17 protein-coding genes are annotated in these 13,389 nt (G+C 70.2%); 8 read left to right on the top strand and 9 right to left on the bottom strand.

The features are described from left to right. The first annotated feature begins 50 nt into the window (after positions 1 to 50). Together ACZ3I4_RS13660 and ACZ3I4_RS13655 are read left to right on the top strand one after the other, a co-directional pair. Positions 51 to 1,028, top strand: coding sequence for an aldo/keto reductase (locus tag ACZ3I4_RS13660; protein ID WP_465382216.1), 978 nt, complete (start codon positions 51 to 53; stop codon positions 1,026 to 1,028). After that, positions 1,022 to 1,288, top strand: coding sequence for a hypothetical protein (locus tag ACZ3I4_RS13655; protein ID WP_465382215.1), 267 nt, complete (start codon positions 1,022 to 1,024; stop codon positions 1,286 to 1,288). Before ACZ3I4_RS13660 ends, ACZ3I4_RS13655 begins: the two co-directional genes overlap by 7 nt. Positions 1,289 to 1,388: 100 nt before the next feature. On the opposite strand, the gene ACZ3I4_RS13650 is transcribed toward ACZ3I4_RS13655, so the two are convergent. From ACZ3I4_RS13650 to ACZ3I4_RS13620, 7 genes are all read right to left on the bottom strand, one after another. Continuing rightward, the gene (locus ACZ3I4_RS13650) at positions 1,389 to 1,592 is read right to left on the bottom strand and encodes a cold-shock protein (protein WP_007458127.1); all 204 of its coding nucleotides are present in this window, start codon (positions 1,590 to 1,592) and stop codon (positions 1,389 to 1,391) included. 308 nt (positions 1,593 to 1,900) lie between these two features. After that, positions 1,901 to 2,173 carry a DUF4235 domain-containing protein gene (locus ACZ3I4_RS13645; RefSeq protein WP_465382214.1) on the bottom strand — a complete coding sequence of 91 codons (273 nt, stop codon included), beginning with the start codon at positions 2,171 to 2,173 and terminating at the stop codon, positions 1,901 to 1,903. Beyond that, positions 2,170 to 2,586 (bottom strand): DUF3618 domain-containing protein, encoded by a 417-nt coding sequence (locus tag ACZ3I4_RS13640; protein ID WP_465382213.1) that lies wholly within the window; start codon positions 2,584 to 2,586, stop codon positions 2,170 to 2,172. The genes ACZ3I4_RS13645 and ACZ3I4_RS13640 overlap by 4 nt, the downstream gene beginning before the upstream one ends. Next, positions 2,583 to 3,014 (bottom strand): phage holin family protein, encoded by a 432-nt coding sequence (locus tag ACZ3I4_RS13635; protein WP_465382212.1) that lies wholly within the window; start codon positions 3,012 to 3,014, stop codon positions 2,583 to 2,585. Before ACZ3I4_RS13635 ends, ACZ3I4_RS13640 begins: the two co-directional genes overlap by 4 nt. A gap of 79 nt (positions 3,015 to 3,093) precedes the next feature. After that, entirely contained in the window at positions 3,094 to 4,260 is a 1,167-nt protein-coding gene (locus ACZ3I4_RS13630; RefSeq protein ID WP_465382211.1) for a mechanosensitive ion channel family protein, read from the bottom strand. A gap of 98 nt (positions 4,261 to 4,358) precedes the next feature. Next, on the bottom strand, positions 4,359 to 5,180 hold the full coding sequence (locus ACZ3I4_RS13625; RefSeq protein WP_465382210.1) for a DUF1206 domain-containing protein: 822 nt from the start codon (positions 5,178 to 5,180) through the stop codon (positions 4,359 to 4,361). Between the two features lie 60 nt (positions 5,181 to 5,240). Then, positions 5,241 to 5,582: a hypothetical protein gene (locus ACZ3I4_RS13620; RefSeq protein WP_465382209.1), complete on the bottom strand. Its 342-nt coding sequence runs from the start codon at positions 5,580 to 5,582 to the stop codon at positions 5,241 to 5,243. 41 nt (positions 5,583 to 5,623) lie between these two features. Between ACZ3I4_RS13620 and ACZ3I4_RS13615 the strand changes: the two genes are divergently transcribed. Beyond that, on the top strand, positions 5,624 to 5,908 hold the full coding sequence (locus tag ACZ3I4_RS13615) for a GNAT family N-acetyltransferase (protein WP_465382208.1): 285 nt from the start codon (positions 5,624 to 5,626) through the stop codon (positions 5,906 to 5,908). 65 nt (positions 5,909 to 5,973) lie between these two features. On the opposite strand, the gene ACZ3I4_RS13610 is transcribed toward ACZ3I4_RS13615, so the two are convergent. Continuing rightward, positions 5,974 to 7,527, bottom strand: a complete 1,554-nt coding sequence (locus ACZ3I4_RS13610; protein WP_465382207.1) for a glycoside hydrolase family 3 protein — start codon at positions 7,525 to 7,527, stop codon at positions 5,974 to 5,976. A 145-nt stretch (positions 7,528 to 7,672) separates the two neighbouring features. On the opposite strand from ACZ3I4_RS13610, the gene ACZ3I4_RS13605 reads away from it, so the two are divergent. Genes ACZ3I4_RS13605 through ACZ3I4_RS13585 form a run of 5 tightly spaced genes read left to right on the top strand, consistent with a single transcriptional unit; the run spans position 7,673 to position 11,971 of the window. Beyond that, positions 7,673 to 7,804 (top strand): hypothetical protein, encoded by a 132-nt coding sequence (locus tag ACZ3I4_RS13605; protein WP_465382206.1) that lies wholly within the window; start codon positions 7,673 to 7,675, stop codon positions 7,802 to 7,804. Positions 7,805 to 7,819: 15 nt separating this feature from the next. After that, a complete protein-coding gene (locus ACZ3I4_RS13600) occupies positions 7,820 to 8,770 on the top strand; it encodes a TIGR03557 family F420-dependent LLM class oxidoreductase (protein ID WP_465382205.1) in 951 nt (316 codons plus the stop codon). Between the two features lie 40 nt (positions 8,771 to 8,810). Then, a complete protein-coding gene (locus tag ACZ3I4_RS13595; protein WP_465382204.1) occupies positions 8,811 to 10,451 on the top strand; it encodes a RecQ family ATP-dependent DNA helicase in 1,641 nt (546 codons plus the stop codon). A 9-nt stretch (positions 10,452 to 10,460) separates the two neighbouring features. Beyond that, positions 10,461 to 11,429 carry a nucleotidyltransferase domain-containing protein gene (locus ACZ3I4_RS13590; RefSeq protein WP_465382203.1) on the top strand — a complete coding sequence of 323 codons (969 nt, stop codon included), beginning with the start codon at positions 10,461 to 10,463 and terminating at the stop codon, positions 11,427 to 11,429. A gap of 38 nt (positions 11,430 to 11,467) precedes the next feature. Next, positions 11,468 to 11,971, top strand: coding sequence for a hypothetical protein (locus tag ACZ3I4_RS13585; protein WP_465382202.1), 504 nt, complete (start codon positions 11,468 to 11,470; stop codon positions 11,969 to 11,971). Positions 11,972 to 12,037: 66 nt separating this feature from the next. Here the strand turns inward: ACZ3I4_RS13585 and ACZ3I4_RS13580 are convergent, their stop codons facing one another. Then, complete coding sequence (locus tag ACZ3I4_RS13580) at positions 12,038 to 13,162, bottom strand: FAD-dependent oxidoreductase (protein WP_465382201.1); 1,125 nt, start codon at positions 13,160 to 13,162, stop codon at positions 12,038 to 12,040. Positions 13,163 to 13,389: the final 227 nt, after the last annotated feature.

Raw genomic sequence — 13,389 nt, 5'->3', positions numbered from 1 at the left:
TACGTACGTCTTGCATGCACGATAACAAGCGGAGAGTAAGGTCGGGACCCGTGGAGAATCGCAAATTCGGCCGGATGGGCCGCTCGGTCGGCGTGGTAGGACTCGGTGCATGGCAGCTCGGCGCCGACTGGGGTGACGTGAGCGAGGCCGACGCGCACGCGACCCTGCAGTCCGCGGTGGACGCCGGTGTCACCTTCATCGACACCGCCGACGTCTACGGCGACGGCCGCAGCGAGCAGATCATCGGCTCCTTCGTCAAGGACAAGCCGCAGCTCACGGTGGCCACCAAGATGGGGCGCCGGATGGCTCAGGAGCCCGGCAACTACACGCTCGACAACTTCCGCGCGTGGACCGACCGCTCCCGGTCCAACCTGGGCGTCGACACGCTCGACCTCGTGCAGCTGCACTGCCCGCCCACCCCGGTCTTCTCGTCCGACGCCGTCTACGACGCGCTCGACACGCTCGTCGAGGAGAAGCGGATCCGGGCGTACGGGGTCAGCGTCGAGAAGGTCGAGGAGGCGCTGGCGGCAATCGCCCGCCCGGGCACCGCGAGCGTGCAGATCATCCTCAACGCCTTCCGGCTCAAGCCGCTCGAGCGGGTGCTGCCGGCCGCGGCCGAGGCGGGCGTGGGCATCATCGCGCGGGTTCCGCTGGCCAGCGGGCTGCTTTCCGGCCGCTACGACGAGCACACCACCTTCGGCGCCGACGACCACCGCAACTACAACCGGCAGGGCGAGGCGTTCGACGTCGGCGAGACGTTCTCGGGCGTGGAGTTCGCGACCGGCCTCGAGGCCGTCCGGCGGCTGCGGCCACTGGTGCCCGAGGGCTTCACGATGGCCCAGTTCGCGCTGCGCTGGGTGCTCGACCAGGCCGGCCTCACGGTGGTCATCCCGGGTGCGCGCAACCCGGAGCAGGCTCGTGCCAACGCCGCCGTGGCCGAGCTTCCGCCGCTCACCGACGAGGCGAAAGCCGGCGTCCGTGAGGTGTACGACGAACTCATTCGCCCGCAGGTGCATAACAAATGGTGAACGAACCGGCACCGGACCACAAAAGGCTTTATGGCTGGTTGCCAATGGCCCTCGGAGTCCTGGCTGTCGTCGTCGGTGCACTGTGGACGCTGCAAGGTTTGGACATTCTCACCGACAGCCGGATGAGCGGAGCCGGGATCTGGTCGATCATCGGTCCGATCGTGGCCATCGGCGGACTGATCATGATCATTCTGGGCGAGCGCACGAGGTCGCGCGTGAAGCGAGCCGAAGCGGCCGCGATTACGCCCGAGGGGCAATGAACAAAACCCCCGCATCCTCACCGAGGATGCGGGGGTTTCTGCGCTAGAGCCGATCTCCGCCAGGCGATCGGCGGCCGGTCTCGCAACCGGCACGGGGTTCTCAGAGGGGACGAACCTGCTCCGCCTGCGGGCCCTTCTGGCCCTGGGCGATCTCGAACTCGACCCGCTGGTTCTCTTCCAGACTGCGGTAGCCGCTCGTCTGGATGGCCGAGAAGTGGACGAACACGTCAGCACCCCCGCCATCGACGGTGATAAAGCCGAAGCCCTTGTCTGCGTTGAACCACTTCACGGTTCCTTGCGCCATGCTGAACTCTCCTTCTGAAAATGCCGACCCCGTGATGCCCGGGCCGATGACCGTTTTCGAGCAGCGGCGCCGTGAGGCGGCCTTTCAGAGGACGTCCCATCCGCTCGGTCTCGAGGCCCCGGCTGGTGACCGGCTTCCCTTGATCGGGCGGAAGCAGCGAACCACGTACGCAAAAACTGGGCACACTGTACCCGAGAATCGGGGTACAAAGCTGCCCCTAGGACTATCGAATAAGCGGCGGCCAGATATGGAAAAGGTCCCCCACTTCGCTCTCGCGATGTGGGAGACCAGTGACTGTTAACCTAACTTCACGAAGGCCATTGACCAGTCATTTTCCGTACTCCAACGGCGCCACCGCGATCGACGGCCGCCTTCACGAGAGCGAAGATGGCGCCTTGCAGAGCGGCGGCGGCGAGAATCTCGCCCCAGCCCCGCTCCTCGTCCGTCGCGTTCGGCGCATCGTCGTCACCTGCGGTAAGTTTCCAGACTTCCTTGAAAACCAGGCCGGCTACCGCACCGGCACCGATGCCCAGCAGCAACCCGACCGGCTTGTAGGCCAGCTTCGAAACCTTGCCGCTCACCGTCGACTCCCTCGCACGATCAAAATGATGCCCACGATCGCAGCCGCACCCGCGACAATGAGGGAAATCGGAACCGGACTGTTCCGTATTTGTTCCCTGGCTTGCACGGCAAGGTCACGTGAGCCGTTCTGGTTGACCTTCTCGGTGGTCTGGTCGGCCACCTCATGAACCTTTCCGGAGACCGCGCCGGCGGCGGCCGCGGCCGCCCCGCGTACGCGCTCGGTGGCCTCCGCGGCCTGGGCCTTGACCTTGAGCTTGGTCTGCTCGACCTGCTCCTTGGCGCGGGCCTTGACGTCGGCCTTGGCGGCGAGGGCCTGAACCGTCTCGCCGAGCTCCGCGCGCGTCTGCTTGATCTCGGCGCGCAGCTCCTCGACCGTCGGCTTGGGAGCCGGCGACCCGTTGTTCTCGCTCATCCGCGACTCCGCTCCCTGACCGACTGCTTGACTTGCTCGACATCGGCCTTGACGCTCTCGATCGCGGCCTTGGGCTCCGGGGGAACAGCCTTGGTCACCTGCTTCTTGCCGACGAGGGCGAGAATGCCGGCGACCACGAACAGCGCCACCGTGATGATCAATGCCGCCAGCCACAACGGCAGGAACAGATTGAAGACGATGATCAGAGTGGCGATGAGGGCGCCCACTCCGTACATGGCCAGCACGCCGCCGGTGCCGAAGAGCCCGATGCCGATGCCGGCATGCTTGCCCTTCTCGGCGAGCTCGGCCTTGGCCAATGCGATCTCATCACGAACGAGCCGGCTGACTTGCTCGCTCGCGCGCTGAACCAGCTCGGCGGTGGACTGATCGGTGCCCGTGGTGGTGCGACCGTTCAGGACATCGGCCATGGTGTTCTCCCTTCCCTGTCCCGGTGTATGCCCTGATCACCGGAGCGTCAATCCTCTTGCCGGGAACCCGCCACAACTGTCAGCGGTTGGCGGGAACCGGCACCGGCTCGCCCGGCCCCGAGAAGGTCGCGGCGCGCTCGTCGCCGTCCTCACCGGAGAAGACGCGGGCGTCGTCCGGGTCGGCGCGAGGCGACGGGCGCAGGACCTCGGACACCGGCCGGGTCACGTTGGCCATGTCGGCCCGGTAGCGCGGCAGGGCGCCACGCTGATGCGCCCAGATGTAGGTCACCAGGCGCTCGCGCACCAAACAGCGCAGGTCCCACAGCGAGGGCGCGTCGTTCGCGCTGACCAGGGCCCGCAGGCGCACCATGCCGCCGATCGCCTCGGTCACCTGCAGCACGCAGACCCGGCCGTCCCACAGCTCGGAGCCCTCGCAGGTGGCGCGCAGCTCGGCCCGCAGCGGTTCGATCTCGGTCGACCAGTCGACGTCCACCTCGGCGGTGCCCAGCACGGCCGAGGACGAGCGGGTCCAGTTCTGGAACGGCTTGGTGGTGAAGTACGACGTGGGCAGCAGCAGTCGCCGGTCGTCCCAGATCTGCACCGCGACGTAGGTGAGGGTGAGCTCCTCGATGCGGCCCCACTCCCCCTCGACGACCACCACGTCGTCGACCCGCACGGCGTCGCTGAACGCGAGCTGCAGTCCGGCGAAGACGTTGCCCAGCGTGCTCTGGGCGGCCAGGGCGGCGATGACGCTGACGATTCCGGCCGAGGCGAGGACGCTGGCGCCGAGAGCCCGGATGCCCGGGAAGGTCATCAGCACGACGCCCAGGGCGAGGACCACGATCGTGGCCACGGTGATCCGGCGGATCATCACGATCTGCGTCTTGAAGCGGCGGCGGCGGACGTTGTCGGGAACGTCGGTGCGCCAGTGCGCGAGCGCCGCGTCCTCCATCACGAGCACGAACGCCGCGACCAGCCAGGCGAACGCGGCGATGAAGAAGACGACCAGCGCGTGCAGAACACTGTCGCGGCCGGGGAAGTCGGCGGTCACGCTTCGCAACGCTTGCTGTATCGCGAAGAGGATCATCGTCGCCTGGAACGGCTTGTGAGTCGTACGAGCCAGATCGGCGGCGAGTTCCGACTTGCGGCCGAGCCGGCCCAGAAGCCAGTGCATCACGGCGACCAGCAGAATCGCCAGCCCCGTCGCGGCGACGACCGTGAGCACGGCCTTCAGAGTGCTGGGCACTTGTCTCTCCTTCGCAGGAAAAGGCTGCGGGTACCAGCGACCCAGCTTGCCCAGGTCACCGGTACCCGCAACTTTCCCGTACGGAGTTCAGAGGTTGCTCACACTTTCCGGTACTTGGCCTGTGCGATGCAGTACACGCCGAAGGCCGCGATCCCGACCGCGATCAACGCCAGCACCCAGACGCCCCAGGAGTAACTGGCAAGGGTCTTGAGCGCCGAGTCCAGGCCGCGCGCCTTCTCCGGGTCGTAGTTCACGGCGGCCACGACGACCAGCAGACCGGCGATCGCGTACGCGGTGCCCTTGGCCATGTAACCGGCCATGCCCAGCCGGATGATCGGCTGCCGGGTGCCGGCCGGCATCTGACCGGTGTTGAGGTGCTTCTGGAACTTCTTCTTGTAGCCGTAGATGGCCATGCCGACGCCCACGCCGATCACCACGAGGCCGATCAGGCCGACCAGCCAGCGGCCACCACTGTGGTCCATGATGCTCGACGTCTTGCTCTGCGAGGTGTCGCCCATCGAGGCGTTCGAGCCCCGCAGCACCTTGACGGCGTAGAACGCGAGGTAGAGGTAGAGGAGCGCGCGGGCGACCGAGAGCCCTCGCTCGGCCTTGGCCGAACGGGTCTGCTCGCCGCTCTCGCCGATCGCGGCCTCGAAGCCCTGCCAGATCGCCATCGCGACCATGCCGATGACGATCAGGACGAGGAGGGTCTTGCCCACGCCGCTTCCGGCCAGGCTCTGCAGCGCCCCGGACTGGTCGCTCTCCTGCGACGAGCCCTGGAACGCCACCTGAAGGGCGATCCACGCGAAGAGGAGGTGGATGATGCCGTATCCGATGAAGCCGCCTCGAGCCAGGTATTCGAGCGGCTTGCTGTTGGCGGCCCGCGAAGCGGAACCCTTGACGTTAGAGGCGGCGGTCATGCCAGCCACATTGACCCGTCCCGCGTTTTCTCAAACCCGGGACGGGTATGACGGCATGTGCTATCGGGAGACTTGCAGGCCGATCTGGTCGCTGGTCACGCTGTCCAGCGACACCTGCAGCCCGGCGACCTCGATCGCCTGCTGACCCTTGGTCAGGCTGACCTGCTCGCCGGCCACGTCGAGGGTGACGGTGTTGGCGTCGGCGCTCACGAACTTCGCCTCCACACCCAGGAAACTCGCGCTGGCGTTGGTCTCACGGTCGATCGTCACGGTGCACTGGTCGAGGCCGCAGCTGACGTTGTCGTTGCTGCAACCGGCGAGGAGCGCGAGGCCGAGGGCGGCCGAGCTCAGGACAGCGGCAAGGCGGGGCACAATGGCGAGGCGGGGCGTGGGTTTCAACACCTCTCCAGCGTACGAGGCCCGCGCGACCCTAAGCTGGGCCGATGAGCGACGTCGATGTGCGCGACAACCCGGAACAGCAACGCTTCGAGCTCACCGTCGACGGGGAACTGGCCGGCATGGCCGTCTACCGCGTGCGGGACGGCGTCGTCGTCGTGACCCACAGCGAGGTCGACCGGCGGTTCCGCGGCCAGGGCCTGGGCAGCGTGCTGGCCCAGCGCACGCTCGACGAGCTGCGGGCCCGCGGAGCGCGTGTCTATCCGTCATGCCCGTTCTTCGCCAAGTACGTCGCCGAGCACCCGGAGTACGACGACATCATCGAGAACTGAGCCCGCGGTGACTACCGGTTGCCGGCGATCGAGCCCCCCGCCCTGACCGCCGGCAACCGGAGTCGTCAGGCGGCCAGCGGCTGCGGGGCGGGCACCCCGGCGCCCGCGATCAGCTCGGCCGCGGCCAGGCCACAGGCCCGGGTGGCGCCGTAGGTCGCGATGTGCACGGCGCCGACGACGGTCTCGGGCACGCCCATCTCGACCACGATCGCGTCCGGGCGCTGGGCCAGCACGGCGGTCAGCGCGTCGGCCTGCCAGGCGTGCCGGTGCACGTCGCGCACCACCAGCACCAGAGGCCGGCCGGCCGCACCGTCCAGCACCGTCACGGCCGGGTCGGCGCCGAGGTCGTCCTCGGTCAGGCGTACGGACGTGGTGCCGGGCAGCAGGTCGTCGAGCGGTGCGCCCACGCCCCACGGGGTCTCGGCGCCGATCGCGATGTTGCGTGGCGGGGCGAACTCGACCACGTGCGGCGCCGCGGTGACCGGCAGGACGGCGTCCTCGGTCGTGGTCACCCGGACGGCACGGCGGGCGGCGGCGAACCCGACGCTGTCGGTGCGGGCCAGCGTGACGACCTCGGGGGCCGCGTCGGCGATCGCTCGGGAGCCGGTGGCGGTCTGGGTCGAGGTGGCCCACGCGCCCAGCAGGCTGACCCGGGCCGCGGCCGCCCGCAGCCGTTCCTCGGCCAGCTCGCCCGAGCGCACGGCGGCCACGATCGCGTCGCGCAGCAGGATCGCGGTCTGCTCGTCGGCGTGGTCGCCGCCCACGCAGATCGCGTCGACGCCGGCCGCCAGCGCCTTCACGGTCGCGCCGGCCAGCCCGTAGCGGCGGCGTACGGCCTGCATCTCGATGCCGTCGGTGACGATCAGCCCGTCGAAACCGAGCTCCTCGCGCAGCAAGCCGGTCATGATCTTGTGGCTGAGCGTGGCCGGCAGCTCGGCGTCGTACGCCGGGACGAGCAGATGCCCGGTCATGACCACCTGGACGCCGGCCTCGATCGCGGCCCGGAACGGCACGAGCTCGCACTCGTCGAGCTGGGCCCGGTCGCGCTCGATCAGGGGAACGTCGTGGTGCGAGTCGACGCTGGTGTCGCCGTGACCGGGGAAGTGCTTGGCGCACGCGGCGACACCGGCCGACTGCAGACCGCGTACGAAGGCGGCGGAGTGACGGGCCACCAGGAGCGGCTCGGCCCCGAAGGCGCGTACGCCGATCACCGGGTTGGCCGCGTTGCTGTTGACGTCGGCGTCGGGCGCGTAGTCGAGGGTGATGCCCGCGTTGGCCAGGTCGGCGCCCAGATCGCGGGCGACCTCCTCGGTCAGCAGCACGTCGTCGATCGCGCCCAGGGCCAGGTTGCCGGGCCGGGAGCTGCCGTGCCGTGACTCGAACCGGGTGACGTCGCCGGCTTCCTCGTCGATCGCCACCAGCACGTCCGGCCGCTCCGCCCGCAGCTGCGCGGTCAGCGCCGCGACCTGGGCCGGCGACTCGACGTTGCGGGCGAACAGCGCGACCCCGCCGAGGCCTTCGCCGAGCCACCGCCGGACCCAGTCGGGCGCGGTGGTGCCGGCGAATCCCGGCTGAAGCACCGCCGCGGCGAGTTCCGGCAATTCGCCATGTCTCGGCATTAGTCCCCGTACCTCCGGTGACGACCAGCGCGCTCTGAGGAACGCGCACCCCCGTGTTGCCGACCAATGGTCACACCCCGGGCGCGTTTCAGTCAACAAACCTTTCTATTAGGTGTGGGTTAAGCCTGCTCGCTACCATGCGCTGGTGACTCCCTCCACGCTGGCCGCGTCCGGTGTCAACTGGTCCGAGGTGCACGCCGTCCGCCTGCTCGGCGTGGCCCTGGCCTTCCTCATCCTTCTGTGGGCGATCCGCCGCATGTTCGGAGGCAAGAAGTAGGGGTATACGGCGCAAATGCGCATCGGATACTTCCTTTCCTGCGAGGAGTACGGCCCCGCCGAGCTGCTGTCCCAGGCTCGTGCGGCCGAGAAGGCCGGCTTCTCCGCCCTCTGGATCTCGGACCACTACCACCCCTGGGTCGACGCCCAGGGCAACAGCCCGTTCGTGTGGTCGATGATCGGCGCGCTCAGCCAGGCGACGTCGCTTCCGATCACCACCGCGGTCACCTGCCCGACGGTCCGCATCCACCCGGCCGTGATCGCGCAGGCCGCGGCGACCAGCGCGGTGCTCACCGGGGGCCGGTTCCGACTCGGTGTCGGCACCGGCGAGGCGCTCAACGAGCACATCTTCGGCGACGCCTGGCCGGAATTGGACGTACGGCTGGAAATGCTCGAAGAGGCCGTCGAAGTGATGCGGGGCCTGTGGCAGGGCGGCAACTATTCGCACCACGGCAAGCACTACACGGTCGAGAACGCGCGCATCTACACCCTGCCGGAGAAGCCGGTCGAGGTGTACGTGTCCGGGTTCGGGCCCAAGGCGATCGACTCCGCGGCGCGGATCGGCGACGGTTACGTCAGCACGATGCCCGACGGCGACATGGTTTCGCGCTTCCGCGAGAACGGCGGCGGCTCCAAGATCGCCCAGGCCGGGTTCAAGGCGGCGTTCGCGCCGACCGAGGACGAGGGCGCGCGGATCGCGTACGAGAAATGGCCGAACGCCGGCGTGCCCGGTGAGCTCTCCCAGGTGTTGCCGTCGCCCAAGCACTTCGAGCAGGCGTCCGAACTGGTCACCGAGGACATGGTGCGCGAGGCGTTCGTCTGCGGCAACGACGCGGGCGCCCACCTCGAAATGATCGACAAGTACCGGCAGGCCGGCTTCGACGAGGTGTACGTGGCCAACACCGGCCCCAACTCGGCCGGGCTGTTCGACCTGTACGCCAAAGAGATCCTGCCCAAGCTCTCGTGAGCGTTTGCCTGTCCGGGCGGTGGGGCACAATGGCCGCTCGATGAAACTTCCCGTCTATGGACCACGTCTGCGCAGGGTCGCCCGGCAACACTTCGGGTGGCCCTCGCTGCGGCCGGGCCAATTCAAGCCGATGCGGGCCGTGCTGCGCCGCCGCGACGCCCTCGTCGTGCTGCCCACCGGCGCCGGCAAATCGGCGATCTATCAGATCCCGGCCGTGCTGCTGCCCGGCCCCACGGTGGTGATCTCGCCGCTGCTCGCCCTGCAGCAGGACCAGATCGCCGCGCTCAACGAACGCGACGACCCCAAGATCCGAGCCGTCCGGGTGAGTTCGGCCGAGACCCCGGCCCAGCAGCGTGAGGCGATCCGCGAGCTGCGCGAGGGCCGCGCCGAGTTCCTGTTCATCACCCCCGAGCAGCTCAGCGACCCCGAGCGGATGGCCGAGGTCAAGGCGCTCAAGCCCGGCCTGGTCGCGGTGGACGAGGCGCACTGCATCTCGGCCTGGGGCCACGACTTCCGCCCCGAGTTCCTCGCCCTGGGCGACCTGATCAAGGGGATCGGCCGCCCGCCGGTGCTGGCGCTGACCGCGACGGCCTCGCCGCCGGTGCGCGACGACATCATCGAGCGGCTGCACCTCGACAAGCCCGAGATCCACGTCTCCGGGCTCGACCGGCGCAACCTGTTCCTCGAGGTGGCGTACTGCCCCGACGAGGACTACCGCTGGCGCAAGCTGACCGCCCTGCTCGAGTCGGCGCCCGGCCCCGGCATCGTCTATGTCGCGACCCGGCGCTCGGCCGAGGAACTGGCGGCCAGGCTCACCGACGCCGGCTACCCGGCCGAGTTCTATCACGGGGGCATGGCCGGGGGCGCCCGCGAGCAGAAGCACGAGGACTTCACGGCCGACAAGGTCGACATCATGGTCGCCACGTCGGCCTTCGGCATGGGCATCGACAAGCCCAACATCCGGTGGGTGGCCCACGTGGCCCTGCCCGACTCGCCGGACAGCTACTTCCAGGAGATCGGCCGGGCCGGCCGCGACGGCGAGCCCGCCCAGGGCCTGCTGCTGTGGCGCGCCGAGGACGAGGCCATCCAGCGCTTCTTCACCGGCGGCTCACCCGATGAAGCCGAGCTGCGCGAGCTCGCGGCCGCGCTGCGCAAGGGCCCGCAGACCAAGGCCGAGCTCAAGGAGGCCACCGGGCTCGGGCCGCGCAAGCTGGGGTCCTACCTCGGGTTGCTCGAGCAGGTCGGCGCGGTGGTCACCGGCCGGGGCAACAAGCTGACGGTCCCGGTCTTCGCGCCGTTGCCGGCGGCGGCCGCGACCGCGGCGGCCAAGGAGCACGAGCGCCAGCAGGTGGTGTCGCGCTCCCGGACCGACATGATGCGCGGCTTCGCCGAGACCCGGGCCTGCCGGACCCAGACCCTGCTGGCCTATTTCGGCGAGGAACTGCCCAAGCCGTGCGGCCACTGCGACAACTGCTCCGACGGCACCGCCCTCGAGGTCGAGACGGCCACCTCCGACGAGCCGTTCCCCGTACACGCCAAGGTCCGCCACGGCGAGTGGGGCCCCGGCACGGTGATGGGCTACGAGGAGGACAGGATGACCGTGCTGTTCGACGAGGTCGGCTACAAGACGCTGTCGGTTCCGGTCGTCAAGGAGAACAAGCTGCTGACGGCCACACGTTAGGGTCCGGTCGTGCACAGTGAGCGCTGGCGGGAACTCATGGAGGACCGGCTGCGCGAGGCGGTCACCGTGCTCGGCCGCGTGCCCGGCGTCCGCGGCTTCCTGGTCGGCGGCAGCCTGGGCCGGGGCGAGCCGTGGCCGATGTCCGACATAGACCTGCTTCCCGTGTACGACGACCCGGCCGCCGACGAAGCGGTGCGGCTCGGGCAACTCGAGATGGTCGACTGGTGGACCGGTTCCGGACGGGCGCAGAGCCTCGACCTGTCGTGGTTGTCGTTCACCGCCGACGAGATCCGCGCGGCCATGGCCGCCGGCCCCGAGGCGCTGGCCGCCACGATCGTCCACGATGGCCGGTGGTTCCACGGCATCGACAAGGCCTACGGTGGCCGCGCCTCCGACCCGCCGGACGAGCTGGTGGCCGCGTTCGCCGCCTGGATCACGTCGGTCCGCTTCCACCCCGCCGTGGTCGCCGCCCGCCTCGCGGAGTGGCGCCGCCAGGCTCGGACCGCCGCCGGGGCCGCCCACGAGGCCCCGGATCCGGGCGTAGCAACCCAGCATCTGCGGGAGTCGGCCCGGGCGCTCCGGATGGTCCTGCTGGAGAGCTGGGGTGAGCGGCTCGGCTCGATGGGCCGGGAGTGGACCCGGTTCGAGCGCATGGCCGACCGGCACCACGACCGTGACCGGGCCGACCACATCGCCATGCTGGCCGGGGCCGACGTGCCCGGCGCCGCCCGGCGGGCCGAGCTGGCGCCGCTCTGGCTGCGCGAGAGGATCACGCTCTGCTGGCAGGCCCGCCGGGCGGTCGGTGAACAGGTCACCGAGGCCCAGAACGCCCGCGACCAGGTGGCGGCATACCAGGTGCACGTCACCCGCCACCGCCCCGACCTGGACGGACCGTGGACCGGCACCCCCGACCCGGACCTCGGCACGCACCTTCTCGACCTGCGATGTGTGATCGATGAGCTCGCCGGTGGGGTATAAGAGGCCGACACAGGTTTCACCCAACGTGAGGATTCACCGTGAGCGACGATCCGCTGTACTCGATGCTGGGCTTCACCGACTCCGAGTGGGGGCTGCTCGTCGGACTGCCCCAGTCGGTGCTCACCGCGGCCAGCGCCGCCACTCCCGACAGCGCGCGCAAGACCCGGGCCGAGACGGCCGCCGGCCTCGACGTCATCTCGGACGCCCGCGCCTCGGCCAGTCCCCTGGTCGCCGCCGTGGCCCGGGCGATCGTGTCGCGCGTGGGCGACCCCGAGATCGGTGAGGAGCCGCCGGTGATCGAGCCGAGCGACCCCATCGCGTACGCCGAGGACGTGCTCGGCCGGGCCGCCGAGGCCAACGCCCTGCTGGTCACCAAGGCCGAGCAGGCCGACGCCGAGACGTACAAGCACTGGATCGTCGAGATCGCCGAAAGCGTCGTCGGCGCCGCCTCCACGGGCGGCGTGCTGGGCATCGGCAGCGAGACCGTCACCGACACCGAGCGCGCTTTCCGCGACGACCTCGCCAAGGCCCTGGCCGACTGACAAGAGGGCGCAACCCTCGTCGGGGCCGCGCCCGGCGGGGCGGCGATCAGCTGGGGCGGCGGCGGGTCACGGCGGCGGCTGCCACGCGAGGACCGGTTCCATCTGGCGCAACACCAGGTTGGGCCCGAGCTTCCCGGCAGCCGCCATCCCCGCGTTGCGCAGACCGGCGGCCACCCCGCTGAGCCCGGCCACCCGCCCGATCCGGCGCGACGCGGCCGCGACCGCCGTCGTCCGGGGCACGCGCTCCGCCGAATAGCGGGCCGGCCCGTCCGGTTCACCGGCGTGAGCGGCCAGCACAACCGCGTCCTCGATCGCCTGGCAAGCCCCCTGCCCGAGGTTGGGCGTCATCGCGTGCGCGGCGTCGCCCAACAGCACCACCCGGCCCCGGTCGAACGTCCGCGGAGTCGGATCGAGGCAGCGGATGTCCGTACGGATCACCTCGCCGGCCGCCGCGATCAGGGCCGGCAAAGGCGCGTGCCACTGGCCGAAGTGCCGCACAAGCTCGGCCTTCTCGTCGGCGGAGGAGGCCGACTCCTGCGGCGGCGCGGGCGCGGTGGCGTAGCAATACACGCGGCCGTCCCCCAGCCCCACCACCCCGAACACTTTCCCGTCGCCCCACGTCTCGGACAGCGCCAACTCGCCCGGCGGGCGCGGAACGATGAACCGCCAGCTCGTCACGCCCGTGTAGACCGGCTCGGCGGCGTCGGGGAAGAGCTTCGCCCGTACGGGGGAACGCAGTCCGTCGGCCGCAACCACCAACTCGGCCGTGAGCGTGCCGCCCGGGGTGACCACCGTGCCCTCGGGCGAGACGTCGCCGGCCGTCACGCGGAGGCGCAGCGTGCCCGGCTCGAGCGCGTCGGCCAGCACGCTGACCAGCGCCGCCCGGTGCACCACGACGGTCGGCTCACCGAACCGGGTCTCGGCCGCCGCAGCTTCGGTCCGCGCGATCCAGCCGCCGCCGGGCCGTTGGACGCCCGCCGTCCCCTGCAGCGCCGACAGCGCCCGCACCGGCCCGGCCACGCCCAGCCGGTCGAGAGCCCGTAAGCCGTTGGGCGCGACGGCCAGACCGGCTCCGACGTTTTCGAGGGCGGACGCCCGCTCGAGCACGGTGACCGACCAGCCGCGCCGCTGCAGCGCCAGGGCCGCGGCGAGCCCGCCGATGCCTGCGCCGATCACCACCGCTTTCGCCATGGCCCCGATGCTGCCACTTACGCGAGCGGAGCGCCGACGCCCTGTGGATAACTTTCTATTGTGGATAACCGCTGCGGCCGGCTTTGCCGGGCGTACGGTGGGGGCCTTCCGAGGAGGGTGGAAGCTCCAGGAGGGTGGGGGCCCCCGGAGGGTGGGCCCCTGGGCAGGCAGGCTTACCAGGGCGGCGCAGCGTTGATCGGGGCTTAAACTGGGGCACCGGACGGAGA

The organism is Actinoplanes sp. NPDC021490, assembly GCF_055562135.1.
This window is presented reverse-complemented; position numbering and strand designations above follow the sequence as displayed.

Excerpts from the sequence above, each read along its gene's own strand:
- ACZ3I4_RS13655 (WP_465382215.1), top strand. The coding sequence starts at position 1,022 with ATGGTGAACGAACCGGCACCGGACCACAAAAGGCTTTATGGCTGGTTG.
- ACZ3I4_RS13650 (WP_007458127.1), bottom strand. The coding sequence starts at position 1,592 with ATGGCGCAAGGAACCGTGAAGTGGTTCAACGCAGACAAGGGCTTCGGC.
- ACZ3I4_RS13640 (WP_465382213.1), bottom strand. The coding sequence starts at position 2,586 with ATGAGCGAGAACAACGGGTCGCCGGCTCCCAAGCCGACGGTCGAGGAG.
- ACZ3I4_RS13635 (WP_465382212.1), bottom strand. The coding sequence starts at position 3,014 with ATGGCCGATGTCCTGAACGGTCGCACCACCACGGGCACCGATCAGTCC.
- ACZ3I4_RS13625 (WP_465382210.1), bottom strand. The coding sequence starts at position 5,180 with ATGACCGCCGCCTCTAACGTCAAGGGTTCCGCTTCGCGGGCCGCCAAC.
- ACZ3I4_RS13615 (WP_465382208.1), top strand. The coding sequence starts at position 5,624 with ATGAGCGACGTCGATGTGCGCGACAACCCGGAACAGCAACGCTTCGAG.
- ACZ3I4_RS13610 (WP_465382207.1), bottom strand. The coding sequence starts at position 7,527 with ATGCCGAGACATGGCGAATTGCCGGAACTCGCCGCGGCGGTGCTTCAG.
- ACZ3I4_RS13600 (WP_465382205.1), top strand. The coding sequence starts at position 7,820 with ATGCGCATCGGATACTTCCTTTCCTGCGAGGAGTACGGCCCCGCCGAG.
- ACZ3I4_RS13595 (WP_465382204.1), top strand. The coding sequence starts at position 8,811 with ATGAAACTTCCCGTCTATGGACCACGTCTGCGCAGGGTCGCCCGGCAA.
- ACZ3I4_RS13580 (WP_465382201.1), bottom strand. The coding sequence starts at position 13,162 with ATGGCGAAAGCGGTGGTGATCGGCGCAGGCATCGGCGGGCTCGCCGCG.